24 protein-coding genes are annotated in these 25997 nt (G+C 50.3%); 14 read left to right on the top strand and 10 right to left on the bottom strand.

The genetic code is table 11. The annotated features are described in order from the left end of the window. Nucleotides 1-31: 31 nt before the first annotated feature. From hrpB to ABGI61_RS03305, 5 genes are all read left to right on the top strand, one after another. On the top strand, nt 32-2476 hold the full coding sequence (gene hrpB / locus ABGI61_RS03325; protein ID WP_347596857.1) for an ATP-dependent helicase HrpB: 2445 nt from the start codon (nt 32-34) through the stop codon (nt 2474-2476). Continuing rightward, a complete protein-coding gene (gene mrcB / locus ABGI61_RS03320; protein ID WP_347596854.1) occupies nt 2473-4761 on the top strand; it encodes a penicillin-binding protein 1B in 2289 nt (762 codons plus the stop codon). The genes hrpB and mrcB overlap by 4 nt, the downstream gene beginning before the upstream one ends. An 18-nt stretch (nt 4762-4779) precedes the next feature. Continuing rightward, complete coding sequence (locus ABGI61_RS03315) at nt 4780-6936, top strand: winged helix-turn-helix domain-containing protein (RefSeq protein WP_347596851.1); 2157 nt, start codon at nt 4780-4782, stop codon at nt 6934-6936. A gap of 82 nt (nt 6937-7018) precedes the next feature. Further along, nucleotides 7019-7234, top strand: coding sequence for a hypothetical protein (locus tag ABGI61_RS03310; protein WP_347596848.1), 216 nt, complete (start codon nt 7019-7021; stop codon nt 7232-7234). A gap of 86 nt (nt 7235-7320) precedes the next feature. Further along, a complete protein-coding gene (locus ABGI61_RS03305; protein ID WP_347596845.1) occupies nt 7321-9387 on the top strand; it encodes a winged helix-turn-helix domain-containing protein in 2067 nt (688 codons plus the stop codon). On the opposite strand, the gene hemL is transcribed toward ABGI61_RS03305, so the two are convergent. From hemL to ABGI61_RS03285, 4 genes are all read right to left on the bottom strand, one after another. Then, nucleotides 9384-10664, bottom strand: coding sequence for a glutamate-1-semialdehyde 2,1-aminomutase (gene hemL, locus ABGI61_RS03300; RefSeq protein ID WP_347596842.1), 1281 nt, complete (start codon nt 10662-10664; stop codon nt 9384-9386). The two genes, ABGI61_RS03305 and hemL, sit on opposite strands and share 4 nt — an antisense overlap. A gap of 39 nt (nt 10665-10703) precedes the next feature. Then, on the bottom strand, nt 10704-11717 hold the full coding sequence (locus tag ABGI61_RS03295; RefSeq protein WP_347596839.1) for an aspartate carbamoyltransferase: 1014 nt from the start codon (nt 11715-11717) through the stop codon (nt 10704-10706). Nucleotides 11718-11823: 106 nt separating this feature from the next. Continuing rightward, complete coding sequence (locus ABGI61_RS03290) at nt 11824-12255, bottom strand: CopD family protein (RefSeq protein ID WP_347596836.1); 432 nt, start codon at nt 12253-12255, stop codon at nt 11824-11826. Continuing rightward, nucleotides 12252-13958, bottom strand: coding sequence for a chloride channel protein (locus ABGI61_RS03285; RefSeq protein WP_347596833.1), 1707 nt, complete (start codon nt 13956-13958; stop codon nt 12252-12254). The genes ABGI61_RS03290 and ABGI61_RS03285 overlap by 4 nt, the downstream gene beginning before the upstream one ends. A 164-nt stretch (nt 13959-14122) precedes the next feature. Between ABGI61_RS03285 and erpA the strand changes: the two genes are divergently transcribed. Continuing rightward, entirely contained in the window at nt 14123-14464 is a 342-nt protein-coding gene (gene erpA, locus ABGI61_RS03280) for an iron-sulfur cluster insertion protein ErpA (RefSeq protein WP_008217942.1), read from the top strand. Nucleotides 14465-14522: 58 nt separating this feature from the next. Here erpA and ABGI61_RS03275 read toward each other — a convergent pair whose 3' ends face one another. Next, complete coding sequence (locus tag ABGI61_RS03275) at nt 14523-14696, bottom strand: hypothetical protein (RefSeq protein WP_347596829.1); 174 nt, start codon at nt 14694-14696, stop codon at nt 14523-14525. Between the two features lie 248 nt (nt 14697-14944). Here ABGI61_RS03275 and ABGI61_RS03270 point away from each other — a divergent pair, with 248 nt between their 5' ends. Further along, on the top strand, nt 14945-15187 hold the full coding sequence (locus tag ABGI61_RS03270; RefSeq protein WP_347596827.1) for a helix-turn-helix domain-containing protein: 243 nt from the start codon (nt 14945-14947) through the stop codon (nt 15185-15187). A 17-nt stretch (nt 15188-15204) separates the two neighbouring features. Here ABGI61_RS03270 and ABGI61_RS03265 read toward each other — a convergent pair whose 3' ends face one another. The 5 genes from ABGI61_RS03265 to ABGI61_RS03245 form a co-directional block, all read right to left on the bottom strand. After that, nucleotides 15205-16539 carry an AmpG family muropeptide MFS transporter gene (locus tag ABGI61_RS03265; protein ID WP_347596824.1) on the bottom strand — a complete coding sequence of 445 codons (1335 nt, stop codon included), beginning with the start codon at nt 16537-16539 and terminating at the stop codon, nt 15205-15207. A gap of 64 nt (nt 16540-16603) precedes the next feature. Further along, nucleotides 16604-16924 carry a hypothetical protein gene (locus ABGI61_RS03260; protein WP_347596821.1) on the bottom strand — a complete coding sequence of 107 codons (321 nt, stop codon included), beginning with the start codon at nt 16922-16924 and terminating at the stop codon, nt 16604-16606. A 53-nt stretch (nt 16925-16977) separates the two neighbouring features. Beyond that, nucleotides 16978-17559 carry a peptidylprolyl isomerase gene (locus ABGI61_RS03255; protein ID WP_347596818.1) on the bottom strand — a complete coding sequence of 194 codons (582 nt, stop codon included), beginning with the start codon at nt 17557-17559 and terminating at the stop codon, nt 16978-16980. A gap of 1 nt (nt 17560) precedes the next feature. After that, entirely contained in the window at nt 17561-18112 is a 552-nt protein-coding gene (locus ABGI61_RS03250) for a YajG family lipoprotein (protein ID WP_347596815.1), read from the bottom strand. 2 nt (nt 18113-18114) lie between these two features. Next, on the bottom strand, nt 18115-19275 hold the full coding sequence (locus ABGI61_RS03245; RefSeq protein ID WP_347596812.1) for a methyltransferase: 1161 nt from the start codon (nt 19273-19275) through the stop codon (nt 18115-18117). A gap of 23 nt (nt 19276-19298) precedes the next feature. Here ABGI61_RS03245 and ABGI61_RS03240 point away from each other — a divergent pair, with 23 nt between their 5' ends. The 7 genes from ABGI61_RS03240 (at nt 19299) to ABGI61_RS03210 (ending at nt 25988) form a co-directional block, all read left to right on the top strand. Continuing rightward, a complete protein-coding gene (locus ABGI61_RS03240; protein WP_347596809.1) occupies nt 19299-19931 on the top strand; it encodes an alpha-ketoglutarate-dependent dioxygenase AlkB family protein in 633 nt (210 codons plus the stop codon). Nucleotides 19932-20058: 127 nt separating this feature from the next. Continuing rightward, a complete protein-coding gene (locus ABGI61_RS03235; protein ID WP_040551375.1) occupies nt 20059-20400 on the top strand; it encodes a BolA family protein in 342 nt (113 codons plus the stop codon). A 128-nt stretch (nt 20401-20528) separates the two neighbouring features. Beyond that, the gene (fabV, locus tag ABGI61_RS03230; protein WP_347596806.1) at nt 20529-21722 is read left to right on the top strand and encodes an enoyl-ACP reductase FabV; all 1194 of its coding nucleotides are present in this window, start codon (nt 20529-20531) and stop codon (nt 21720-21722) included. A 320-nt stretch (nt 21723-22042) separates the two neighbouring features. Continuing rightward, nucleotides 22043-23380 (top strand): Na(+)-translocating NADH-quinone reductase subunit A, encoded by a 1338-nt coding sequence (locus ABGI61_RS03225; protein ID WP_347596803.1) that lies wholly within the window; start codon nt 22043-22045, stop codon nt 23378-23380. A gap of 2 nt (nt 23381-23382) precedes the next feature. After that, the gene (locus ABGI61_RS03220) at nt 23383-24588 is read left to right on the top strand and encodes an NADH:ubiquinone reductase (Na(+)-transporting) subunit B (protein ID WP_347596800.1); all 1206 of its coding nucleotides are present in this window, start codon (nt 23383-23385) and stop codon (nt 24586-24588) included. Then, nucleotides 24581-25366 carry a Na(+)-translocating NADH-quinone reductase subunit C gene (locus ABGI61_RS03215; RefSeq protein WP_347596797.1) on the top strand — a complete coding sequence of 262 codons (786 nt, stop codon included), beginning with the start codon at nt 24581-24583 and terminating at the stop codon, nt 25364-25366. Before ABGI61_RS03220 ends, ABGI61_RS03215 begins: the two co-directional genes overlap by 8 nt. Next, the gene (locus ABGI61_RS03210; RefSeq protein ID WP_008217960.1) at nt 25359-25988 is read left to right on the top strand and encodes an NADH:ubiquinone reductase (Na(+)-transporting) subunit D; all 630 of its coding nucleotides are present in this window, start codon (nt 25359-25361) and stop codon (nt 25986-25988) included. Before ABGI61_RS03215 ends, ABGI61_RS03210 begins: the two co-directional genes overlap by 8 nt. Nucleotides 25989-25997: the final 9 nt, after the last annotated feature.

Raw genomic sequence — 25997 nt, 5'->3', positions numbered from 1 at the left:
TTGGTTCTGTGTTACGTTACCGGGGTAAATAGTGTTACCTGTTGCTGATGTTCTGCCGCAGTTAACCGAACTGCTTGCCCGGCATAACCGGGTGGTGCTGTCGGCACCGCCTGGTGCCGGTAAATCAACCTATCTGCCGCTTTATTTACTCAAGCATGCTGATTTTGCCGGTAAAACCCTGCTGATGCTCGAGCCGCGCCGCCTGGCGGCTAAAAGCATCGCAGCGTATCTGGCCAGCCAGTTGGGTGAGGAGGTGGGTGTCACCGTTGGCTATCAGATCCGCCAGGAGCAAAGGCGCAGCAGTCACACCCGTTTACTGATCGTTACCGAAGGCGTACTGACGCGAAAGCTGCAGCAAGACCCTGAACTTAGCGGGGTTGACCTGCTGCTATTTGATGAGTTTCACGAGCGCTCGTTACATGCCGATCTGGCGCTGGCGCTGTGTTTGGAAGTGCAGCAGTTAAGGCCAGATCTTAAACTGCTGATTATGTCAGCCACGCTGGACACCGCTGAGCTGGCTACTGCACTTGAAGCACCGGTATTACAAAGTGAGGGGCGCAGCTATCCGGTCACGGTTGAGTATCTGCTGCCGGATCAGCGGCCGTTGGTGGTGCAAATCGCCAGCGCGGTGCAACAAGCCTTAGCTAAACATGCCGGCAATATACTGGTGTTTTTGCCCGGGCAGGCTGAAATAAACCAGACAGCACAGTTACTAGAGCAGCAAGGCTTGCCGCCACAGGTGCAATTACACCGCTTGCTTGGCAGCTTAACACTGCAACAGCAACAAGCTGCTATAGCCCCGCCGCCTGAAGGCCAGCGCAAAGTGGTGCTGTCGACCAACCTGGCAGAAACCAGCTTAACCATTGAAGGCATAACCGTAGTGATTGACAGCGGTCTGTGCCGGCAAAGCCGGTTTTATCCGCGCCATGGTATCAGCGTGCTTGAAACTGCGGCGGTTAGTCAGGCAGCGGCTATTCAGCGTGCAGGCCGGGCTGGCCGTTTGGCGCCGGGGCATTGTTACCGGTTAGACAGCAGTGAAAAGTGGCAGCGGCGTGAGCGTTTTACCGCGCCGGAAATTGCTGTGGCTGATTTAACCGCACTGCGTTTAGAAGTGGCCGCCTGGGGCTGCCAGGTTGACGAACTGGCTTGGCTTACCCCACCGCCTGCTGCGCATCTGGCGGTAGCAGAGCAATTGCTGCAGCAACTGCAACTACTGGACATTAAAGGCAATATCACAGCGCTGGGCCGGCAGGCCCATCAACTGGGCACTGAGCCAAGGCTGGCAGCCATGCTACTGCATGCAAGGCTGTTAGAGCAGCAAGGCAACACCGGCGCTATGGCGCTGGCCTGTATACTGGCCGCCGTGCTGGAAGATAGCCGGGTACTGCAGGGCGATATTGAACAGCTATTGGGCCGGGTGAAACACAGCCTGCCGCTGCAGTGGCAGCAAGCACAGCGTTTTGCCGGTTTACTTGGTTGCAAGCTGACAGCACAGCTTCCGCTGCAGCTTAGCGCCGTGCTGGCACTTAGGGCTTATCCTGACAGGCTGGCACGTCAGCGTGGTCAGGGTTACCAGCTTGCGAACGGCAGTGGTGCTGTGCTGGCGCCAGAGCACGCACTCAGCGGCCAGCCACTGTTAGTGGCGCTACATGTACAGCAAATTGGCCGCGAAAACCGTATTTACCATGCTTTGCCTATTGGCCTCACTGATGTGCTAAGTGATTGGCAGCATGAACTCACCTGGCAAACACTGACCTTATGGGATGACAACAGCGGCAGTTTTTACACTGAGCAGCAGCTACATTTTGGCCAGTTGGTGTTAAACGCTAAGCCAGTCGCACTGGCACTGAGTGCTGAACAAAAGCAGCAGGCTTGGCAGCGTTATATTGCAACCAAAGGACTAGATTGCCTACCGTGGACGGATGCTGCCAGCCAGCTGTGCCGGCGTATGCAGCTGCTGGCGCAGTTGCAACCGCAGGCCAACTGGCCAGACTTTAGCGATGATGCTTTGCTTAGTGAGCTGGATAGCTGGCTTGGGCCTTATCTTGGTAATATCAGCAAAAGTGCTGCGCTAGCGCAGCTGCCGCTGTATGACGCCTTACTACAGCGGCTGAGTTACCCGCAGCAGCAACAGCTGCAGCAGTTATTGCCAACGCACTGGCAGGCACCTACCGGTTCAAAGCTGCCAATAGATTATGCTGGCGACGGTGGGCCGCGTATTTCAGTGCGGGTTCAGGAAATGTATGGCCAGATGAGCTCGCCCACCGTGCTACAGGGCCAACTGGCGGTGACGGTTGAACTGCTGTCGCCATCGCGACAGCCACTGCAGGTAACACAAAATCTGGCCAGTTTCTGGCAGAATGCCTGGGTTGAGGTACGCAAAGAGATGCGCGGCCGTTACCCGAAACATTATTGGCCGGACAATCCGGCCGCAGCAGTACCGACCACCAAAACCAAAAAAGCGATGGCGAAATGAGCAGTAAAACCGGGCAACGTAAAACGACAAAAACCACGGCTAACCCCAAAGCCACAGCTAAGCCAAAATCAATTAAAGGCTGGCTGAAAAATGCTGCGCTGTTTTTCGTTAAATCGGCATTGGTGTTATTGCTGGTACTGGTGTTTTATCTGGTGTACCTGGATAGCAAAATCAGCAAGAAATTTGCCGGACAAAAATGGCAGGTGCCGGCACAAATTTATGCCCGTAGCCTGGAGTTGGTGCCGGGTAAAACACTCAGCCAACAGCAGCTGATTAGCCAGCTGGATAATTTACAATACCAGCGTAACCCCAAACTGGATGCGCCCGGCCAGTACAGTGTATCGCGCAATCATGTCAGCATTTACCGGCGGCCGTTTACCTATATTGATGGTTTTGAGCCGGCACAACTGTTTAGTGTCGAATTTAATCGCAGCGGCATTAACCGCATTATGCAGCGCCAGCAAAAAGAGCCGCTGAATTTCGCCAGGTTAGAGCCGCAACTGATTGAGCACTTGGTGGCGGCCCAGCAGGAGGACCGCGAGTTGGTGCAACTGCAACAGGTACCTGAGCTATTTAAAGACACGCTATTGTTGGTAGAAGATCGTGAGTTTTATCATCACCACGGCGTATCCCCCTGGTCGGTGCTCAGAGCATTTTGGGTTAACCTGGTGGCAGGGCGCACGGTGCAGGGCGGCTCTACCTTAACGCAGCAGCTGGCTAAAAACATGTTCCTTAGCAGCGACCGTACTTTGTGGCGCAAAGCCAACGAGGCGTTAATCGCATTGGTACTGGATTATCGCTTTAACAAAGATCAAATTCTTGAAGCCTACTTAAACGAAGTCTTTGTCGGCCAGCATTATGCCAATGCTGTGCATGGAGTCGGCCTGGGCAGCCGGTTTTATTTCGGCAAGCCACTCTCAGAATTACAACCTGCTGAATACGCCTTATTAATTGGCCTGTTAAAAGGCCCGTCTTATTTTGACCCGCGGCGTTTCCCCAAGCGGGCGCAGCAGCGGCGCGATCTGGTGCTGCGGTTAATGTTTGAGCAGCACTTGCTCAGCCGCCAACAGTATCAACAAGCTGTTGAGCAACCGGTTAAGGTAATAGCCCGGGAGCAATACCGGCGCACCGGCTCGGTGGCCTATCTGGATTTAGTAAAAAAAGAGCTGCGCCAACTGAGTATCGACAGCAAATACCAACATCAGGGTATTAAGGTATTTACCTATTTGGACCTACAGGCGCAACACGCTGCAGAGCGCGCGGTACAGCAACAGTTGTCTAACCTTGATGCTGAGCTGCAAGCGGCCATGGTGGTGGCTGATTATCAGCAGGCTGAGCTTATCGCACTGGTAGGTGGCAAAGAGGCACTGGCCGGCGGTTTTAACCGTGCGCTGGATGCCAGGCGGCAAATTGGCAGCATTGTTAAGCCCGTTATTTACTTAGAAGCCTTGGCACAGCGAGGCCGTTATACGCTGGCCAGCAGGCTGCAGGACGAGCCGATTCGGCTGCGCAGTAACGATCAGGACTGGCAACCGCAGAATTTTGATAAGCAATTTCGCGGTGAAGTGAGTTTGCTGGACGCTTTAGCGAACTCGCTAAACGTACCCACCGTACGTCTGGGGTTGCAGCTGGGATTGCCGGCACTGAATGACGGCTTGCGCAAGCTTGGTTTAAACCGCAAGGTAAAACTGCACCCGGCAGCACTGCTCGGTGCAGTGGAGTTAAGCCCGCTGGAAGTGGCACAGCTGTATCAGACTATCGCCAACAATGGTATGCATCAGCAGCTTACCACTTTACAGGCGGTTACCGACCATACCGGCTTTACCTTGTATCAGCGCCAGCATCAGCTAACCCGGCGCTATGATGAGCAGGAAGTGTACCTGCTGCAGTATGCGCTGATGCAAGCGGCGAAAACCGGCACCGCCAGGGCACTGAGTAACAGTTTTGCCGATATTACCTTTGCCGGTAAAACCGGGACTTCCAGTGATTATCGCGACAGCTGGTTTGCCGGTTTCGACCAGCGTTTAGTGAGTACTGCCTGGCTGGGGCGTGATGATAATAAAGCCATAGGCTTAACCGGCGCGAGTGGTGCCCTTGGCGTATTTAGCGGTTTTCATCACAATTACGGCGCTGAATCATTGATCCGTGCCATGCCTGAACAGGTTTCTTTACAGGCGTTCTCGCGTAAAACCGGTTACCCGCTACCACAAAATTGTATTAACGTATTGTTATTGCCAGCGATTTCAGTTGAAATGCCGGTAATGTCCGAATGTACCGACGACTAGCCGCAATTAGCAGACTTTATGAACATAAAACCTGACAAGCCATTACAGGTTGGCGATTGGCAATATTTACCCGAGCAGGACAAACTGGTGCAGTTTGATGCAGCGGGTAAAATTGCTGTCACCGCTGAGCTGGATAACCTGTCACAGAAAGTTGCCAACTACTTTATTGCCAATGCCGGCAAGCTAATCACTAAAGACGAGTTACTACAAGACGTCTGGGGTATACGAGATGTATCGGATGGCCGTGTAACCCGCGTTATCCGGGTGCTACGCGTTGCCTTAGGTGATGATACCCGTGAACCAACCTACATTGAAACCATCCCAAAACGCGGCTACCGTTTTATCGCCCCGGTAACCGAGATAGTACAAGCCGAAGAGGGTGAACAGTCAGAACCTGCAGGTCAGGTTGCTGCAAGAGCGACCCGCCAGCGTCAGTGGCCCATGGCAGCTGCGTTGACTTTACTACTCGCAGTTTTTATTGGAGCCTCGGCGTGGTGGTTATCTCCAGATGAGTCGATTACTGCGGAGAATATGCCTATTCCAATGCTGCGTTACAAACCACTTACATCCCTGGACGGGCTCGAATTCTATCACGGCGTATCACCTGACGAACGTTACTTAGTATACAGTTATGCCAAACCTGGAAATGAATCTGTTGCTGTGCTGATGCTGGAGGATTTATCGAAAAATAAACGAGTACAGTTAACAACAGAAGATTTTAGTAGTTTCGGTGCTACTTTCAGCCCAGATGGGAAGTTCATCGCTTATCAAAAATTAAAAGCCAGCGAGACTTGTGAAATAAGAAAAATCCATTTCGACAGCAACGACTTATCAATATTTTCTGAAACTTTTCTCGCTAGTTGCGGCGTGAGTTCTGTTTCTTCAAGGCTAGATTGGTCGCCTGATGGTCGATCTATTGTTTACGCCGAAATTCGTGACGGTGAAAAACAGATGACGTTAAGTTTGTTGTCCACTGCCACTGGAACAACCGAAAAACTCACTGTACCTCCTGCTAGCAGTTTTGGTGACTACAGTGCTCGGTTCTCAAACAAGGGCGATAAACTAGTTTTTCTTCGAGAAGCGGCTGGTAATGCTCAAATATGGACGCTAGATCTTGAGTCGAGGGCGAGCAAGCTATTAATGAAAATGTCAGATACATCCCCAGGAAACGTAGATTGGGATTTGTCAGACAAGTTTGTGTTGTATCCGTCAACCTCCAATAGTCTAAGTAAAGTAGACCTTGACGGTAGCTCTACTATCGTTGCTTATACGGACGAAAATACAAATGAACTTCTACTCACCAAATCTGGAAAAGTAATTGCAGCTGTAGGCAATTATTCGCGAATAAACCTACGTAAAGTAGCAAACAAACTAGAGAATCCAGTCCCACACGATGAACCAGTCTTCAATTCCAACCGAAACGAGACTTTAATTGAGGTAAATCCTCAGCCAAACGGACCTTTTGCCGTAGTATCCAGGCGCTCTGGGTTACCGCAAATATGGCTGATATACCACGACGGCTCGCAGCGTCAACTATCGGACTTTAAAGACCGAGAACGGATCAGAGGGCTCATGTTTTCTCCGGATGGCAAACGACTTTTGGTCCACCTTAATCAAAATATTCGTATCTACAACGAAGACGGTAGTTATTCGGAGGTATTGGGCGTCAACGGTAGTGTCTTGGGTACTCCATCTTGGAGCAAAGATGGACTAGCAATCTATTTCGCTGAGGTTACCCAAGGAGCTTGGCAAATTGTGAAAGCTAGCGCTGACAATCATGAAAAAAGGGAGTTGGTCGCCGCAGAAAGAGAGTTTTACTTTGAATCTTATGGTGGTGACTTTGTATTTTGGCGCGATAGTAACAGTAAAAAACTTTTTATACAGGAGGAAGGGCAGAATCCTCGCGAGGTCGATTTTGAGCTACCGGTCAATCAAGTCGTAACCCGTTTTCAATTAACAGCGGATGGTATTTACTTCGTTCGGCTGATAGGTGATCTAACCTATGGCCTCTTTTACTATGACGTTAAAACAAGGCAAATTAAGCCAGTAATTGAAGAATTATCTGTCGGACGATTTAGTGTCACACCTGATGAAAAATTCATTTTTATACTGCAAAACGAATTGGCTGATATCGATATCGGTATTTTGCCAACGCCAATAAATTTTTATAATTAATTTATATAAAAATCATAGAGCTTAATTTCGGCGTTTCTCTAATGTCAATAACGATTACACAACTGACAAGGGAAAATGCATTATGAAGACTTCTACTTTAACGATGATGATACTGGCAGCAACTGTGGCTAATACTGGAGTTGAGCAACCGAAAGAGCTTTCTAGCGGATATGAGCATAAAGATTTATACGCATGTATAGTATGGCCATTATGTGATATGGATAACGAAAATCATCTGTTGCAGCCTAAAGACAAGAAAACCGAAACTCAGGACACTAAAGACGAAAAACTAGCCTGATACATTGTCTTACAAATAGAAACGCTAAACATTTCCAAGGCTTAAGGTATAATCCGCCCAGATAACACGTTATCGGGCGGACCTTAATGTCACATCTGGACCCTGTGGTACAAATTGGTGACTGGTATTATCAGGTGATCTACGGTCAGCTATGGCCTGCTGCTGTACCCGTAAAGCCCGAACACATGGTGCGCTTGGAGCCACGACTACACAGCCTGCTCAATTTCTTTTTGCAACACCCCAACACCCTATTAGCCAAAGATACCTTGATTGAAAAAGTCTGGCCGGCTGATGAAGGTACCGATGCCGCCGTAATGCGTGCTGTCGGCGCGCTGAGAAAAGTGCTGGGTGATGATGTGCGAGCGCCGGTCTACATTGCCACGGTATCGAAAAAAGGCTACTGCTGGCTGGCCGATATTAACCCAGTTGCACCGGGCACCCTGTTGCCCCATGTTGATATGCCTGACACAGCGCAGCCGGACCTTAGCAAGCCTGTTGTATTATCACCGCGCTGGCCCTGGCGTTTTATCAGTCTGACGGCTGCAGCGATATTGCTTGGCTGTGCCAGCGTCGCTTATGTGTTGGCGAGTCTCACTGCAGCGCCGCTGCTGAAGTTGCCGGATACGATTACACCGATTAGCGCGTTAAGCGGGCAGGAATACTGGCCAGTGCTAAATGACGCGCAAAGCCAGGTGGTGTATCAACACCGGCCGCTGGATGCTAACAGCCTGAACTGGAACCTGCAAAATCTGACTGATTTACGGGTAAGCCCATTACCGCAGCAGTTTAATGCCCTGTCACAACCACACTGGTTGGATGCAGAGCAGGTGCTGTTTCGTGGCGTAAAACCTGGCGAGTCATGTCAATTTTACCGCCAGCGGCTGTTGCCGCAGCCGGCAGCGCCAGTCGCTTTGTGGTCTTGTACTGCTGTATTGCCGCAAGCGTTGGTGCGCTGGCAGCAGCAGTGGCTTTGGTTAGACAATACTGCTGACGATACTACGCAGGCGCTGTGGAGTGTTGAAACCCAGCGACCACCACAGCTGCTGCGAAGCCTAACCAGCCTGTATTGGCCAGTGCAGCATATGCTGATACAGGATGACATGCTGTACTTGCTGGTGCAGCAAACGCATAACAGCAGCAGCTTGTTTAGGTTGCAACTCCCTGATGGTGAGCCTGAACTTGTCCGACAGTTTCCTTATCTGATAGAGCAGTTTTCCTGGTGGGATCAGCAGAGGTTGTTATTGTCACCCGCACAGCACGAGCTGCAACTGTACGATATTAAACGTGACACTAGTCAAAGCCTTGGTCCGTTAACGCGTGAGTTGACTCAGGCTCAGCGCTACGACAACCGTATCCTGGCTACGCAATATTTAGATTACACAACCGATATTTACCGGCTTGAGCCGTTTGAAAGCACAGTCACTGTCAGGCCCTGGCAAGTGTCAAACCGCAGCGAGCGCTTGGTGGCGCATAGCGACGCTGGCACAGCCTTTGTGTCAGACAGGGCGGGTATAAGCCAAATATGGCTGGCACAGGGCCGTGACAGCATTCAGCTTAGCCGCTTAACCGAGCAGCAGCAGATCCAACAACTGCTGTGGCACCAGGGCGAATTGCTGGTGTTGATAAACAGCCGGCTGTATCACATAACAAACAATAGCGAGTTAAACCTGCACGCCCAGCAAGCTGCCGCTCCCGGACGTTATGCCAGTTGTAATGACCAGCTATATTGGACCGAGCGACGTGAAGAGCGCTGGTGGTTAATGACAGCACGACAGCAGCAAGCCAAGCCTTTGCGTGTTGACGTGGTAGATGTGCGCTGCGGCCACGGTGAAAGCTTGCTGTTGCAGCTTAGCGATAACCGCAATCTGCAGCTGCTAGAAGCCGATGGCACCTTAACTGCGCTGCCTGTTGAACTTGACTGGCGTTATGTTAAACCAGAGCACTGGTTTAGTGACCAAAGCGGCATTTACTGGTTAACCGCTCAAGGTATTGAAGTGCAGGCATATCTGTGGCAAGACCAGCACCTAACCGCCTTTAACTTGCCGCTAGAAAAACGCGCCATCGCAATTTATAGCAACGGCGCGGGTTTGGGTTATCTGGTGCGGCCAAGGCCGCACGATACAGACATTGTTTGGCTACACAACCGCCGTTAAAGCTGTTTAAAGCTATGCTCGGCCGCTGCGATAGTTTGGGCTAAGTCTTCGGCTGAATGCGCCAGAGATAAAAAGCCGGCTTCATAGGCAGAAGGTGCCAAATAGATACCTTGCTGCAGCATCAGGTGGAAAAAGCGCTTAAAGGCGTCAATATTACACTGTGTGGCTTGGGCAAAGTTATTCACCTGTGGCTCGCCGGTGAAGAAGAAACCAAACATACCGCCAACCTGGTTCGTGGCTAACGGCACACCGTGTTTGGCTGCAGCCTCACGTAAGCCGTTAACCAGTTGCGTCGTCTTAGCTGTAAGGGCGTCATAAACCCCCGGTTTGCTGATTTCAGTAAGCGCCGCTAAACCTGCCGCCATCGCAATAGGGTTGCCTGACAGCGTACCCGCCTGGTACACCGGGCCTAATGGCGCAATAAACGACATAATCTCACGTTTGCCGCCAAAGGCACCTACTGGCATACCACCACCGATAATTTTGCCTAAGGTGGTTAAATCCGGTGTCACGTTATAAACGGCTTGGGCACCGCCTAATGCCACCCGAAAACCTGTCATCACTTCATCAAAGATCAGCACAGCACCGTAGTCGTCGCAAAGTTTACGCAGGCCTGGTAAAAAGCCCTCGACCGGCGGAATACAGTTCATGTTGCCGGCGACCGGCTCTACGATAATACAGGCAATGTCATGGCCGTGTTCGGCAAACATCTGCTCAAGCTGCGCCAGGTTATTAAATTCGCTGGTCAGGGTGTATTTGGCAAAGTCGGCCGGTACGCCTGGTGAGTTCGGTACGCCCAGCGTCAAGGCGCCCGAACCGGCTTTTACCAGTAAAGAGTCAGCATGGCCGTGATAACAGCCTTCAAATTTTACAATCATATTACGGCCGGTATAGCCACGTGCTAAGCGGATTGCACTCATAGTGGCCTCAGTACCTGAGCTCACCATTCGCACCATTTCCATACTGGGCACCAGCTTACTCACCAGTTCAGCCATGGTAATTTCGGCCGGGCAGGGGGCACCAAAGCTCAGGCCTTTGCCTGCCGCTTCAATCACCGCATTACGAATGGCCGGGTGGTTATGCCCCAGTAACATAGGGCCCCAGGAGCCAATGTAATCGATATAACGTTTGCCATCGACATCATATAAGTAAGCGCCATCGGCGCGGTCAATAAATACCGGTGTGCCGCCCACGCTTTTAAAGGCACGTACTGGCGAGTTTACGCCACCGGGAATGGTGTGCTGGGCACGTTGAAATAATTCTGCAGATAAAGACATAAGGTAATTCCGCTTAAAAAGTTAACACAAACAGCCGGCTTAGCCGCTGTGCTTGTTGCTATACCAGGGCACAGCGCATTCATAATGACTAACGATATTTTCCACCCCCAACGTAAGCGCAAACAGCGCCATCCGTACCAAAATGCCGTTGTCGGCCTGGCGAAAAATGGCCAGGTTAGGGTTCAGGTTTAAATCGTTATCCAGCTCGTTGGCTTCCTGGCGTGAATCACGCGGCAGCGGGTGCATAATCACAGTATTGGATTTGCAGTAGCGGGTATAAATTTCCTGATTTAAGCGGAATTTGCCGCGGTACAAATTCGCTTCAGCTTTAGACGGGAAACGCTCTTCCTGGATGCGGGTCTGATAGACGATATCGGCATTAAGGTTGCCTTCCAGCACATCAGTTATATCGACCTTATGGCCAGCGTTCTCGATAGCGCTGACAATCTCATCCGGCATCGCCAACTCTTTGGGCGAAATGAGGGTAAAACGCACATTTTTATACAGCTTTAATAGCTTAGACAGTGAGTGCACGGTGCGGCCAAATTTAAGGTCGCCCACCATAGCGATGTGCATGCCGTCGATGCTCTGGCCACTGGCGGCCAGTTCGCGCTCTATGGTGAATAAATCCAGCAGGGCCTGGGTCGGGTGCTCGTTAGCACCGTCGCCGCCGTTTAATACCGGTACCCGGCTGCCTTCGGCAAACTCGGCTACTGAGCCAGCCTGTGGGTGGCGCATGGCAATCACATCACTGTAGCTACTGATCACGCGGGCAGTATCGAACAGCGACTCACCCTTTGACAGCGCAGAGGATTCCATACCGGTGGTTTCGCGCACTTCACCGCCAAGCAAGTTAAAGGCACAACCAAAGCTGACCCGGGTGCGGGTACTGGGTTCAAAAAACAAATTGCCAAGAATCGCGCCTTCGAGCACCTTGGTGCGTTTTTGCCGGCTGGCATAAGGCTGCATATTGCGGGCTATATGAAAAACCTGTTGGATGGCATCGCGGTCAAACTGGCTTACTGAGAGGATGTGTTCGCCTTTAAAGCTCATAATCTGTGCTCTTTACGCTGAGAGTTAAGCCGCGCCAGAGACCCCGGCGCCGGCAGTAGACGGCCGTTATTATACGGCAAAGTCGCCGTTAAAAGCGAATCGGCTGCTAAATAGGTTTCAGGTAAGCCAGCAGTATCACCGCCAGTAAAACCAGTACTGGCAACTCATTAAAAATACGGTAAAAACGTGGGCTGCGCTTATTGCGGTTGTGCTTAAAATCGGCCAGCAGCTTAAAGCAGTAGGCGTGATAGCCATACAACAAGCCCACCAGTACGAGTTTGTAATGCAGCCAGCTACTGGCGGCAAACCAGGCGCGACCGTAGCTGTAGATCAGCAACAAGCCAAACACCAGGGTAAGCAGGGCAAACGGCGTGACAAAGTAGAGCAAGCGCCGCTCCATCACTTTGAATTCAGCGTCACAATCGGTGCTTTGAGTGGCTGCATGATAGACAAACAGCCTTGGCAGATAAAACATACCGGCAAACCAGGCCACCATAAAAAACACATGCAAAGCTTTGTATACCAGGATGCTTGTCATAATAAATTGTTCTGTTTCACTAATAAGCTGCGTACCTGGTCCCAGCGGATAATACCAATCAGCTGGTCAGGCTCTTGTTCACGGTAGATGTAGACGGCGCCTTCGCGTTTATCTTCCAAAATGGCAAACACTTCCGCCATCGTGGCCTGATGGTTTAGGCCTTGAATCGGCTGATAATGCACGGCGCTGGCGCCGGTCATCGATAACTGTACATCGTAGCTCGCCAGCACAAATTCAACACTGTCGGCATGCGTACGGCGGATAATCAGTTGCTGTGGAGGCTCCAACTGATCCAGCGTTTGAGTAATCTGTGGCTCGTCCGGGTTATCCAGCAGCTGGTATTGGTTATCGAGCACGGCCAATACCCCCACTTTTTGCAACACGTCATCGGCCGGTGACAGCTTGTAAGGCATTTGCAGAAAATCAAGCTGAAGTAAAAACAACGACTTATTATTGAAAAACTGCACGCCAGTAATATAGGCAGTCGTTATTACCAGCATCGCCGGCACAATAATACTGGGGTTATGCGCCAGCTCCATCACCGCGACCAGTGCAGCTAATGGCGCATGCATAGTGGCGGCCATTAAACCGGCCATACCCAATACGGCATAGGTACCGGCAACACTGTTATCGCCAATAATGGCAGAGGGAATGATCGCTAAAATAGTGCCAAGCACTATGCCAATACCAAACACCGGGCCGATAACCCCGCCTGGCACGCCAAGACCCAGTGCAAACAGCGTTAATAGCATTTTGCCGATAAAAATGGTCAGCAGCAGGGCAATATCGTTAGGTGCATTCACGGCATAATGAATGGCACCGGCTTCAGCCCCCATGGCATGAGGGATGACATAACCCACCGCCGCCGTTACCGCACCGGCTAAGGCTAAACGCAGCAGCAAAGGCCAGTTACGAAACAGCTTAATCAGCCGCATCATATTGTTATTAAACACAAAAGCGATAGCGCCAAACACAATACCGCACAGCACCAAATAAGGCAGATGCCAGCCACTGATAGAGACGATATTCAGCAGGGCTAATTCTTTACCACTGCCAAAAACGGTTTGCGTTACCAGCGCGCCCACGACAGAAGACAGCATAATTGGAATAAACACATGCACGCGGTATTCACGCAGCACCACTTCCATCACAAAAATCACCGCCGCTAACGGGGTATTGAACGAGGCGGAGATACCGGCGGCAATGCCACAGCCGGCCAGAATACGGATACTGTTATAGGGCAACTGTAAATACTTGCCCAACGTACTGGCACCGTAGGCGCCTAGGTGTACAGAAGGGCCCTCGCGGCCAACGGAGAAACCGCTGCTAAGCGCCAAAATACCACCAAAAAACTGATTTAACGTATTGCGCGTCGGCATCATGCCGTATTTAAGTTTCATACGGTGAATAACAAATGGAATGCCAAGCCGGTAATGCTTATACCCGGTTATCCAGGCAATCAGACCAATTAATACGGCGCCAGCTAAGGGCAGCAACCAGCGGATGTCGCTTTCCACGCTGGAGAAGTCATCGGTCTTATCAAGGAAGAAGCTTTGCAGGCCAATAATGGCAAGGCGAAACAGTATTATCAGAATCGCAGCCGCTAAGCCGCCCAACATGCCTAATACGCACAATTGCAAAGACGTTTGCGGGAACGCCAAACGACGTTGTAACGACACAAGCCTGATCTGCCAGCGTTGCATAGTCATAATACCTGTAAAAGTTAGCTCAAAGTTTAACATAAGTAGCTGAACTTTCAGCTTATAAATTAACGTTAGCGCTAACCTGTCGCCTAACCCGGCTAATACTTGAATAAATTACTCAGGTATTAGATAATTTGCCGCCCAGCGAAACCCTTGGAGTTGTTATGTCAGAGCCAGTTGTACCCATTGAATTTACTGAAGCCGCGGCCCGTAAAGTGGCGCTGTTGGTCAGTGAGGAAGAAAATCCGGATCTGAAACTCAGGGTATATATCACCGGCGGTGGTTGTTCTGGTTTTCAGTACGGCTTCACCTTTGATGAAAAGGTGAACGAGGGTGACTTTGTTGTCGAGAAGCAAGGCGTTGCTATGGTAGTCGACCCTATGAGTTTGCAATACCTGATGGGTGGCGTAGTTGATTACACCGAAGGTTTACAAGGCAGCCGCTTTATCGTACAAAACCCTAACGCTACGACGACCTGCGGCTGTGGCTCATCATTCTCTGTTTAAAATTATTGCTTAATGTAAATTAAACAATACATTAACACTGCTCTGTCTGCTGCACAGCTTAGCGCTGTGTCAGCAACAGGATCAGCCATAAACTGGCTGCAATCACCAGATTAAACCCAATAATATACGCAAAGCCTTTCTTACCCTGCGTTATGCTCCAGCCTTGTTGTCTAAGGTACCAGTACCAGGCTAAGCACATTAAAAGTGGCAGCAAAAATAACAATTTGACCATGTGAGCTCCCAATTTATCGCCGGTTATGCAGGCCAGCATAGCGGTATTTTTAGCATAGAAACAACAACTAAACGCTAATGTAAAGTAGCTGTACAGTTTTTAACGCTTGTAGCTGTACGCTTGTCGCGTCCTGTGGTTTAATTAACCGATTTTTATTGCTTATTGCGCTGGCAATAAGGTTTGGATTTTATTTTGCAGGAAGTATTTTTGACATAATAAAAGCGTAACACGCTGGGAGAAGAAAAAACATGAAAGGTACCAAAAGCGTTACTTCTGATGAGAACAAGCGGTTGTGTGTTTGGCTGAAGCGTCAGCGTCAGGAAAAAGGTCACACTATGCGCAGCTTATCGGAGATTTTAGGGACGCCGCATTCCTTTATAGGCAAAGTAGAAAATCAGGAACGCCGGCTGGATGTGGTTGAGTACGTCCGCTACTGCCAGGCGCTGGGTGTTGACCCCACGGAAGGGCTGAAACAGGTATTATCTGCCTGACATTAATGCAGACGCCGCTATCCAGCGGCGTTTTGTTTTGTTAAGCGTTGTTTTTCAATCAGCACAATTAATAGTAGAGCAGGAATGCCCATGGCTGCTGTCATGGTAAAAAACGGGCTGTAGCCCATTTGTTCAACCCAACTGCCAGAAAAGCCGCCGACAAACTTCGGTAACAGCAACATTAATGAGCTGAACATCGCGTACTGGGTAGCGGTAAAGGCTAGGTTAACCAGTGACGATAAATAGGCAATAAAGGCACTGGTGGCAATGCCGGCACTGAGGTTGTCTGCCGAGATAATTAAGGTTAACCAGGCCAGGTCATAACCAATTTGGCTAAGCATCGCGAACAACAAATTGGTGGCTGCACTTAATATGGCGCCTAAAAACAATATCTTTGCTGTACCAAACTGGTTTATCAGCACGCCGCCCAGCGCTGCACCTGCCAGCGTCATGATGACACCATAGACTTTTGAGATGCTGGCCACTTCCTCTTTGCTGTAGCCCATATCGACGTAAAAGGCATTGGCCATCACGCCCATCACGATATCTGTTAACCGGTAGCAGGCAATCAGCGCCAGGATCAGTAGTGCCTGCCATTTATAGCGTTGGAAAAAGTCTATAAAAGGTGCGACCACGGCTTGGCGCAACCAGCCGAGCAAGCGCTGCCATGCTGAGCCCTGCTTGCTAATGTGCTGCTGCAGCTGTGTCACCGGCTCCTGACACACTAAGGTGGTGATAATACCCGGCACCATGCATAGTGCCATGACGAGATAAGCGTGCTGCCAGCCAGTCAGATCATAGCCCTCGGTGGCAGAAAACAGCGCTGCCAGCCACAAGGTGCCAGCCGATGCCAGGATCATTGCCAGCCGGTAGCCGGTTAAATAGGCGGCTGCCAGCGCGGCTTGCAGTTTTTCGGGTGCGCTTTCTATACGAAAAGCATCAACGTTAATATCCTGAGTCGCTGAAGCAAAGGCTAGCAGCACAGCAAAGGCTGCCATCAAGGCCAGGTTTTGTTGCGGATCAGTCATCGCCATACACATCACTGCCAGTAATACCGCCAGTTGTGAACTGAATAGCCAACTGCGCCGGCGTCCAAATTTGGCGTGCAACAGCGGAATTTTTAACTGGTCACACAGGGGGGACCACAACCACTTTACTGCGTAGGCCAGTGCTACCCAACTAAAATAGCCAATATCAGCACGGGAAACGCCAGCCTCGCGCAGCCAAAACGATAATACACCAAACACCAACATCAGCGGCAGGCCGCTGGAGAAACCCAATATGAAGATAGCCAGCACTCTGCGCTGGAAGTAAATCGTCAGGCTGCTAAGCCAGGAGAGGGCGTGTGACAAAATCGTATCTTATAAAGAATAATAATAACCGTAGCTTACCTGGCGTTGGCGCGCAGTCAACCGATTATGGCCGGATACCAACGCAGTCGGGTGGTGCAATACCCAAACCTTTAAGATAACAAATGCAGTCCTGAATGCTGCGTCTTAGCTTTTTGTCTTGCCGTAGCCGTTGCTCAGGCCAATATTCCAACTGGTGAATTAGATGCCAGAACACCTGCTCGCGCCGGCTACAAGGTTGCTGTGTGGTAATATGAAGCTGCGCCCATTCTTCCAGGGTGTCCCAGACAAACAGATGCAGTTCGCTGTGAGGTAAACGCCCGCGCAGATAACGCGAGATATAAAAAACCAGCTGCTGCGATTTATGCTCAATAAACATCTCTGACATAGTATGGCTTAACAGCACCCTATGGTTTGTTGTTAAGCCAAGTATAGCCGGTTTTATTGCTCTGGCAGGACGATAGCGGTTTTTAACAGCACCTTTTCTACAGGTACATTAGGCCAGCCTAATTCGACAGAAGTATCTGTTTGAATTGCCCTGATTTTTTCAATCACCTCTGTGCCTTCGGTGACGTAGCCAAATACCGCATATCCCCAGGTCCGGCCCGGATCTAAATGCGGATTATCTTTTAAATTAAAGTAGAACTGGCTGGTCGCGCTGTGCGGATCATTCAACCTGGCCATGGCAACTGTGTACAGCTGATTTTTCAGGCCATTACCTGACTCGTTAAAGATAGGCTTTAGCTCTTCTATTGGCTTGTAGTTGGCATCATAGCCTCCGCCCTGCAACACAAACTCCGGTTCCAGCCGGTGAAACAGCGTATTGTCATAGCGCTTATTCTTCACATAGCTTAAGAAATTATTCACGCTAATAGGCGCACGGCTGCGGTCCAGTTCAATAACGATATCGCCCTGCGATGTCATCAGTTTTACTTTGGGAAATAAATTGTTTGGCTGTACAAACTGGTCTGCCTGGCTGCAAAAAGCAGCCAGCGTCAGCAGCAGCGTAATAGCAAAACGCATATTACCCCCTAACTGCTGCGTGCCAGCTGGTATCTTGCAGTAGCTGCGCCAGTACCTGTTCGGTTAATACCCGCAGTTCGCGCTCTACAGCGGCAACATCCATTTTAAACGGAGCAGTAAAGCTGCTGTCACCCGAGTAAGTTTTGCTAAAGGTGCCCTGGTTGCTTTGAATAAACACGGTTAATGCCACCTGATTGGTTACCGCATGTTCCAGGGTGCGTTGCTCAACCAGCGCCTGCAGCTGAGCAATACGCACTGTCATTTGGGTGCTGCTGTTTGGGTTCAGACGTGCGCCTTGCTCCGTCAGCGCTGCGCTCAGCGTTTGCTCCAGCTGGGCGCGTACATCGTTACTGGTTTTAATTTGCTCTACTTTATCTGCGTTACGTAAGCGCAGCGTATAGCCTAACGGGCGCTCGTCCGACACGTTAAAAGCAAAACTGCTTTGTTGCAGCTGGTTAGACTGTGGCCAAAACACCTGAGGCGCCAGGATAAAGCCTGGGGTAGGGCTGCTGCAGCCGGTCAACAGCAATACAGCAATAAGTAAAGCGCGCATGGTTAACTCCTTTTTATCGTTTCTAGAATAACAAATTTCGGATCAGCAGCCAGTTGGCGACAATTACCAAACAAACGTTTCAGGCTGTCCTGATAGGCCAGATGCCGGTTAGCGACAATACGCAAGCGACCACCGGGCTTTAATACCCGCTTGGCGTCTATAAACATCTGGCTGGCAACGTGGCTGGTAATGGCCTGCTGCTGATGAAACGGCGGGTTACACAATACCCAGTCACAACTGTTGTCTGAGTGGCGGGTTAAACAATCATCCACCACAAAATGGCATTGGCTCAGCTGCTGTGGCAGGTTGTGCCCTATGCTCAATTTGGCCGACTCAACGGCCATATAAGACTCATCATAGCACCACAGCGACACGGCTTTTGTCTGGTTTAGCAGGGCAAGAGACAACACACCGTTACCACAGCCAAGATCTATTACGGTTTGGCCAGCCTGCAACGTCGGTAAATGCTGTAGGAAAAAGCGGGCACCCTGATCCAGCTTTTCCCGGCTAAACACATTGGCATGGTTAACTAGCGTAAACTGGCTCTGCTCCAGCGGCCATTGCAGCGGGAAGCTTTCCAGCTGGCGAGTTAATGCTGGGTCGAACTGACACTGAATTAAGCGACACTTTTTTACCGTCAGTGATGCTGACGCCGGCCCCAGCGTGTGATTAAAACGAGCTAGCACGTTACGGTTGATATCTTTGGCCTTGGCGCTGGCCAGGATAAGTGTTTGGGGGCTTACCACCTGTGCCAGTTGCTGCAAAACATACTGCAGGTAACTGTGGTTGTTTGGCAGTTTCAACAGCACGATATCGGGCTTGTCCGGATACGCCGCCAGGCTGGATTGCTGCTTAAAATGGCTGTTACCCAGCTGATTTTGTGCCCTGTTATGCTGGCTTGCCAGTTCGGCCAGCCAGGAATCGTTTACCTGCACCTGTGGATAATCTGACAGCGCGCAAGACAGCGCGCCAAAACTGTCGTTTATGATCAGTAACACGGGTTTGCGCTGGTGACAGTTACTAAACTGTGCCGCCGCCTCAAGCGTATGTGCTATTAACAGCTCGTCGGCGGCATCCCAGGCTTGTAAACTGCCGTTTGGCTGATTTAGCGGCCAGCGTTGTAATTGCCAGGTGCCGCTGGCACAGGTAAAAGTTGTATTCATCAGAACAAGGCCAAAGCAAGAAGATGTGCATTTTGACACGCCAGACCGATAGGGACAACCGACAAAGCCCAGCGCAGCAATTTAACCTGCCGGATGCGCGTATTCGTTTCTGGCCAAACTGGCTAGACGTGACTGAGGCGCAGCAGTTGCTTGACCAGCTACAACAGCAACTGGATTGGCAGCAAGACAGTATTATGATGTTTGGTAAACCGGTACTGATCCCCAGACGGCAGGTCTGGATGGGCGATGCGCACTGTGCCTACACCTACTCGGGTACCCGCTTTGAGCCGCAGCCATGGCAGCCAGAGCTGAAACAACTGGCGGCGCAGCTCAGTATGTTTTTGCAACAACCGTTTAATTGTGTGCTGCTGAATTTATACGCAGACGGGCAGCAGCATATGGGCTGGCATGCTGACAATGAACCTGAACTGGGGCATGATCCTGTTATTGCTTCGCTAAGCCTGGGCGCTAGCCGCCGCTTCGACCTTAAACATCGCCGGCAAGACTGGCAGCTGCAGTTGGCGTTGGCTGGTGGCAGCTTGCTGGTGATGGACGGCGGTTGTCAGCAACATTGGCTGCACCGCTTACCGAAACAAACTAAGGTACAGGATGCCCGGCTGAATCTGACCTTTCGTTATATTGCAGCGCCGTCTTAGACAAATTTATTTTTTACAGCAGTGCCAGCTCCTTAGCGTTGTTTATTTTGCTTGACAGCAAAACGGGCTGGCAACTTTAACCGGCCCATCTAGAGTTAAAAACAGGGATAAAAAAAGGATTAGGACTATGTTGATTCATACCGCTATTGAACAGAAGTTACTTAGTGCATTTGATCCTGTGTTCCTGGAGGTGGTAAACGAGAGCCACCTGCACAATGTAGCACCGGGCTCAGAGTCTCACTTTAAAGTGGTGATCGTTACCAAGCAATTTGACGGTATGCGCCTGTTGCAGCGTCATCGCGCCGTCAACGCTGTAGTGGCCTCAGAGCTAGCAGAGAAAATTCACGCACTAGCTCTGCACACCTACACGCCATCAGAATGGTACGAGTACTACGCCGAAAAACCGCCGGTATCGCCGCGCTGCTACGGTGGCAGCAAATTAGATAAAGCAGAAAAAGCGTCGGTATGACGCTTTTTTTTCGCACTAACGTCGCAAAATAACTGCGTATTCTCCGATAAAACCGCTGATCAGACCTGTTTTCTGCGGTAAAGTTTTACACTATCGCCAATTTTGTTCAGACAACAGCAGGAGCTGTCATGGTTATCCAACCGAAAATTCGTGGTTTTATTTGTACTAACGCCCATCCTGTCGGCTGTGCCGAACATGTAAAAGAACAAATTGAATACGTAAAACAGTTAGGTCCGGTAGCAAATGGGCCAAAAAACGTGTTAGTGATTGGTGCCTCTACCGGTTATGGTCTGGCTTCGCGTATTACCGCAGCTTTTGGCTCAGGCGCGAAAACTTTAGGTATCTTCTTTGAAAAAGAGCCTAGCGATAACAAAACCGCCTCAGCCGGTTGGTACAATACGGCAGCCTTCGAGCAGGCAGCAGATGCCGCGGGTCTGTGGAATAAGCACATCAATGGTGATGCGTTCACAGACGAGCTAAAAGCTCAGGCCATCGATATTATCCGTAGCGAAATGGGTAAAATTGACCTAGTGGTTTACAGCCTGGCAGCGCCACGGCGTAAAGATCCTGTTACCGGTGAGGTTTTCAGCTCGGTGCTAAAACCGATTGGTCAGGCCTACACGGCACGTACCTTAAACACCAGCAAACGCGAAATTGAAGAAGTATCAGTAGAGCCCGCCAACGATGAAGAAATTTACCACACGGTAAAAGTTATGGGCGGTGAAGACTGGGAACGCTGGCTGGATCAGTTAAACGCCGCCGGTGTACTGGCGGATAATTGCCAGACCGTCGCCTATACCTATATCGGCAAAGAGTTAACCTGGCCTATATACGGTAAAGCCACTATCGGTCGGGCAAAAGAAGATTTAGACCGCGCGGCTGCAGCGATCACCGCTAAATTAGTTGATAAAAAAGGCAAAGCCTATGTCGCATCGCTCAAGGCGCTGGTTACTCAGGCCAGTTCGGCCATTCCTATTATGCCGCTTTACATATCGCTACTGTATCGTGTGATGAAAGAAGAGGGCAGTCATGAGGGCTGTATCGAGCAGATCAACGGCTTGTTCCGTCAGGGGCTGTATAGCGCCAATCCGGTGATGGATGAGGCTGGCCGTTTACGCCAGGATGGTAAAGAGTTAAGCGAGCATATTCAGCAGGCGGTAAAAGATTTGTGGGGTCAGGTGACAACCGACACTATTGACAGCCTGACCGATTACAAAGGCTATCATAATGAATTTTTAAGATTATTTGGCTTTGGCTACAGCCATGTTGATTATGATGCCGATGTGTCACCTATGGTGCCACTGCGTCATATCGCCGGATAAAAATTTAAGCCGCCAACAGGCGGCTTTTGTTTAGCTGAAAATGGACTAAAGTTGACTACACTTTGTGCTAAAAGTTCGTTACAGTCGCGCCGTTTTTTATTCACGCCCGGTGGAGGTTATCACGGGGTAGATTGTTGGAAAATTTAGCTAACAGCATAGATAGCTAGCGGGTTTAATGCTAGAATCCGCGACTTTAATACGTGTATCTGGTGTAAAAATAACCAGCTGTGATGGCTGATAAAATAATACCGGATGCGCTGCGCACTAAGCAGCTGAAAAACTAGGCCCTGTTTCTTCCCAAAATAGTAGTGCAAGTACGTATGATAAAACTCAAAAAAGGCTTGGACATTCCCCTCGCGGGCAGTCCTAAACAAGAGATCAGTGCGGGCAATGCCATTACAACTGTCGCCGTTTTAGGCGAAGAGTTTCATGGTATGCGGCCGACAATGGCGGTTGAAGTTGGTGATACGGTAAAAAAAGGTCAGGTACTTTTCGAAGATAAGAAAAATCCGGGCGTTAAATTTACCGCGCCACTGGCTGGAACTGTGACTGAAATTAACCGCGGTGCTAAGCGTGTGCTGCAGTCAGTGGTGATTAAAGCGGCCGGCACGGATGCAGTGCAGTTTGCTAAATACTCTGCTGATCAGTTAGCCGGTTTAAGCCGCGAACAGCGGGTACAAAACCTCGTCGACTCTGGTCTGTGGGTCGCACTGCGTACCCGTCCATTCAGCCAGACGCCAGCCATTGACAGCACACCACGTGCCATTTTCGTTAACGCCATGGACACTAACCCGCTAGCGGCTGACCCGGCAGTGGTGATTGCGGCTGACAGCGAAGCCTTTACCCAGGGCTTAACAGTATTAGCTGGCTTAACAGACGGTAAGTTATACCTGAGCAAAAAAGCCGGCGTTGCCATTCCGACTGTAGCGCAGGCGCAAGTTGCTGAGTTTGATGGCCCTCACCCAGCAGGTCTGGTAGGTACGCATATCCATATGCTTGAGCCTGTCAGTGCGAAAAAAGTGGTGTGGCACATTGGTTACCAGGACGTTATTGCCATTGGTAAATTGTTTACTACAGGCGAACTTCACAGCGAGCGCGTTATCGCTTTAGCCGGCCCGGCAGTGAAAAACCCTCGTCTGGTGAAAACAGTGCTGGGCGCCTCTACGCAGGAGCTCACCGCAGGTGAACTGCAAGATGGCACCAACCGTATTATTTCAGGCTCTGTACTGGCTGGTGCTACGGCGCATGGTGTACACGGTTATGTTGGCCGTTACCACAATCAGGTGTCGGTACTGGCAGAAGGTACAGAGAAAGAGTTTATGGGCTGGATTGCACCAGGTGCCAAGAAGTTCTCGGTAACCCGCGCTTACTTGTCACATTTAAGCCCTAAACGCTTATTTAACATGACCACAACCACTAACGGCTCTGCCCGTGCCATGGTACCCATTGGTAACTATGAGCGCGTAATGCCACTGGATATCCTGCCAACCTTATTACTGCGTGACATGGTATCCGGAGACACTGACAGTGCGGTTTCGCTGGGTGTGCTGGAGCTGGATGAAGAAGATCTGGCGCTATGTACCTTTGTCTGTCCGGGTAAGTACGACTATGGCACGATCTTGCGCAACTGCCTGACGACCATTCAGAAGGAAGGCTAATCATGAGTTTAAAGCATTTTTTAGAGCGCATTGAGCCGTCATTCGAGAAAGGCGGCAAATATGAGAAGTGGTATGCGCTATATGAAGCTATTGCCACTGTACTTTATACGCCTGGTCTGGTGACGAAAAACGGTACTCACGTACGCGACAGTATCGATTTAAAGCGTATCATGATCTTCGTGTGGCTGGCGCTATTCCCGGCCCTGTTTTTCGGTATGTACAACATCGGTCATCAAGCGGTTATCGCGCTGCAGGCAGGTTTTGGTACACCAGACACCTGGCAGGTTGCCGTATATCACGCTTTGGGCGGTGAATTAACCGTTGACTCCGGCTGGGGCAGCAAAATGTGGTACGGCGCCGTCTGGTTCCTGCCTATTTATGCGGTGACCTTTATTGTCGGTGGCTTCTGGGAAGTGTTGTTTGCTTCAGTACGCAAGCATGAAGTTAACGAAGGTTTCTTTGTCAGCTCTATTCTGTTTGCCTTAATACTGCCAGCCACTATTCCGTTGTGGCAAGTGGCTTTGGGTATCACCTTCGGCGTGGTTGTGGCGAAGGAAGTGTTCGGCGGTACTGGCCGTAACTTCTTGAACCCAGCGTTAGCTGGCCGCGCTTTCCTGTTCTTCGCTTATCCGGCGCAAATCTCTGGTGATTCAGTATGGACAGTGGCTGACGGTTATTCAGGTGCGACTTGGCTAAGTAAAGCCGCCTCTGGCGATCTGGACTACAGTGCCAACATGGACCTGTGGTGGGATGCGTTCTACGGCTTTATTCCGGGTTCAGTGGGTGAAACCTCGGTGCTTGCGCTGTTAATCGGTGGCTTGGCACTGATTTATTTCCGCATTGCATCATGGCGTATTGTTGCCGGTGTGATGGTGGGTATGGTTCTGACAGCCTATCTGTTCAACGGTATTGGCTCTGAGTCTAATGCTATGTTCGCTATGCCGTGGCACTGGCATCTGGTACTGGGCGGTTTTGCTATCGGTATGTTCTTTATGGCAACCGATCCGGTATCAGCGTCTTTTACCAATCAGGGTAAGTGGGCTTACGGTATTTTAATTGGCTTTATGGTGGTGATGATCCGTGTGGCTAACCCGGCATACCCTGAGGGTATGATGTTAGCAATACTGTTCGCTAACCTGTTTGCGCCATTGTTCGATTTCTTCGTGGCTCAGGCCAATATCAAGCGGAGGCTGGCACGTAATGTCTAGTAATAACGATAGCATCAGCAAAACGCTGATTGTAGTCATCTCTTTATGTTTAGTGTGTGCGGTTATCGTATCCACTGCTGCCGTACAGTTGCGGCCGCAGCAAACGGCTAATAAGCTGCTCGACTCGCAGAAGAACGTGTTAGCGGTAACGGGCCTGTTAAGTGGCGGTAATGTGGCACAGCTATACAGCAAGCACATTGTTGAGCGGTTCGTTGATCTGGATAGCGGTGAATTTGTCGAAAAACCGGCAAATTACGATTACCGCAAGTTTATGAAAGATCCCAAAGAAAGTACCCGTTTAAGCGGAGAAGAGGATTTAGCTTCAATCAAGAGTCGGGCCAACGTAGCGCCAGTGTATCTGGCCTATGCCAACGGCGTTGAATCAGGTGAGCTTACTTCTATCGTACTGCCAATCCATGGTTACGGCTTATGGTCTACCATGCACGCCTTTTTAGCGTTAGGGCCGGATGGTACAACCATCCAGGGGCTGAACTACTATGAGCAGGGCGAAACAGCTGGCTTAGGCGGCGAAGTGCAAAACCCTAACTGGGTGAAGCAGTTTGAAGGTAAAAAGTTGTTAGATGCCTCTGGTGAACCTGCTATTAAAGTGCGTAAACCTGGTAATGCCAGCCCTGATTCAACTTACGAGGTTGATGGTTTATCAGGCGCCACCTTAACGGCTAATGGTGTGCAAAACACTTTTGATTTCTGGGCGGGTTCTAAAGGGTTTGCCCCTTTCCTGGCCAAAGTGCGTGACGGAGCATTAAACAATGGCTAATGCAAAAGAAATTAAAACCGTACTGTTTGGGCCGGTTTTTGCCAACAACCCTATCGCATTGCAGGTACTGGGTATTTGTTCTGCGCTGGCGGTAACCACTAAGATGGATAAAGCGCTGGTAATGTGTATTGCACTTACCCTGGTAACCGCGTTTTCCAACTTCTTTATTTCGTTAATCCGTAATCACATTCCATCCAGTGTGCGGATTATCGTACAAATGACCATTATTGCGTCCTTGGTAATCGTGGTAGACCAGCTGTTAAAAGCCTTCGCCTACGATGTTGCCAAAGAGCTGTCAGTATTCGTTGGTCTGATTATTACCAACTGTATCGTTATGGGCCGCGCTGAAGCCTTTGCTATGAAGAGCAAGCCTGGTATCAGCTTCCTGGACGGTATCGGTAATGGCTTGGGTTATAGCGTGGTACTGATGACAGTAGCCTTTATCCGTGAACTGGGCGGTTCCGGTACGGTGTTTGGCGTAGAAATACTGCCACTGGTAAAAGACGGTGGCTGGTATCAGCCAATGGGCCTGCTATTAATGCCGCCGAGCGCCTTTATTATCATCGCCGCCTTTATCTGGATACTGCGCACCTTCCGTACTGAACAAGTCGAGAAGGCATAAGGAGCTATA

Origin of the sequence: Rheinheimera fenheensis (assembly GCF_039871805.1) — a bacterium.
GTDB lineage: Bacteria > Pseudomonadota > Gammaproteobacteria > Enterobacterales > Alteromonadaceae > Alishewanella > Alishewanella fenheensis.
Note: the sequence above shows the minus strand (reverse complement) of the source record. Positions and strands in the feature narration are given on the sequence as shown.

Bases quoted from the DNA above. Each gene is read 5' to 3' on its own strand.
- mrcB (WP_347596854.1), top strand. From the start codon at position 2,473: ATGAGCAGTAAAACCGGGCAACGTAAAACGACAAAAACCACGGCTAAC.
- ABGI61_RS03315 (WP_347596851.1), top strand. From the start codon at position 4,780: ATGAACATAAAACCTGACAAGCCATTACAGGTTGGCGATTGGCAATAT.
- ABGI61_RS03310 (WP_347596848.1), top strand. From the start codon at position 7,019: ATGAAGACTTCTACTTTAACGATGATGATACTGGCAGCAACTGTGGCT.
- ABGI61_RS03305 (WP_347596845.1), top strand. From the start codon at position 7,321: ATGTCACATCTGGACCCTGTGGTACAAATTGGTGACTGGTATTATCAG.
- hemL (WP_347596842.1), bottom strand. From the start codon at position 10,664: ATGTCTTTATCTGCAGAATTATTTCAACGTGCCCAGCACACCATTCCC.
- ABGI61_RS03295 (WP_347596839.1), bottom strand. From the start codon at position 11,717: ATGAGCTTTAAAGGCGAACACATCCTCTCAGTAAGCCAGTTTGACCGC.
- ABGI61_RS03290 (WP_347596836.1), bottom strand. From the start codon at position 12,255: ATGACAAGCATCCTGGTATACAAAGCTTTGCATGTGTTTTTTATGGTG.
- ABGI61_RS03285 (WP_347596833.1), bottom strand. From the start codon at position 13,958: ATGCAACGCTGGCAGATCAGGCTTGTGTCGTTACAACGTCGTTTGGCG.
- erpA (WP_008217942.1), top strand. From the start codon at position 14,123: ATGTCAGAGCCAGTTGTACCCATTGAATTTACTGAAGCCGCGGCCCGT.
- ABGI61_RS03275 (WP_347596829.1), bottom strand. From the start codon at position 14,696: ATGGTCAAATTGTTATTTTTGCTGCCACTTTTAATGTGCTTAGCCTGG.
- ABGI61_RS03270 (WP_347596827.1), top strand. From the start codon at position 14,945: ATGAAAGGTACCAAAAGCGTTACTTCTGATGAGAACAAGCGGTTGTGT.
- ABGI61_RS03260 (WP_347596821.1), bottom strand. From the start codon at position 16,924: ATGTCAGAGATGTTTATTGAGCATAAATCGCAGCAGCTGGTTTTTTAT.
- ABGI61_RS03255 (WP_347596818.1), bottom strand. From the start codon at position 17,559: ATGCGTTTTGCTATTACGCTGCTGCTGACGCTGGCTGCTTTTTGCAGC.
- ABGI61_RS03250 (WP_347596815.1), bottom strand. From the start codon at position 18,112: ATGCGCGCTTTACTTATTGCTGTATTGCTGTTGACCGGCTGCAGCAGC.
- ABGI61_RS03245 (WP_347596812.1), bottom strand. From the start codon at position 19,275: ATGAATACAACTTTTACCTGTGCCAGCGGCACCTGGCAATTACAACGC.
- ABGI61_RS03240 (WP_347596809.1), top strand. From the start codon at position 19,299: ATGTGCATTTTGACACGCCAGACCGATAGGGACAACCGACAAAGCCCA.
- ABGI61_RS03235 (WP_040551375.1), top strand. From the start codon at position 20,059: ATGTTGATTCATACCGCTATTGAACAGAAGTTACTTAGTGCATTTGAT.
- fabV (WP_347596806.1), top strand. From the start codon at position 20,529: ATGGTTATCCAACCGAAAATTCGTGGTTTTATTTGTACTAACGCCCAT.
- ABGI61_RS03225 (WP_347596803.1), top strand. From the start codon at position 22,043: ATGATAAAACTCAAAAAAGGCTTGGACATTCCCCTCGCGGGCAGTCCT.
- ABGI61_RS03220 (WP_347596800.1), top strand. From the start codon at position 23,383: ATGAGTTTAAAGCATTTTTTAGAGCGCATTGAGCCGTCATTCGAGAAA.
- ABGI61_RS03215 (WP_347596797.1), top strand. From the start codon at position 24,581: ATGTCTAGTAATAACGATAGCATCAGCAAAACGCTGATTGTAGTCATC.
- ABGI61_RS03210 (WP_008217960.1), top strand. From the start codon at position 25,359: ATGGCTAATGCAAAAGAAATTAAAACCGTACTGTTTGGGCCGGTTTTT.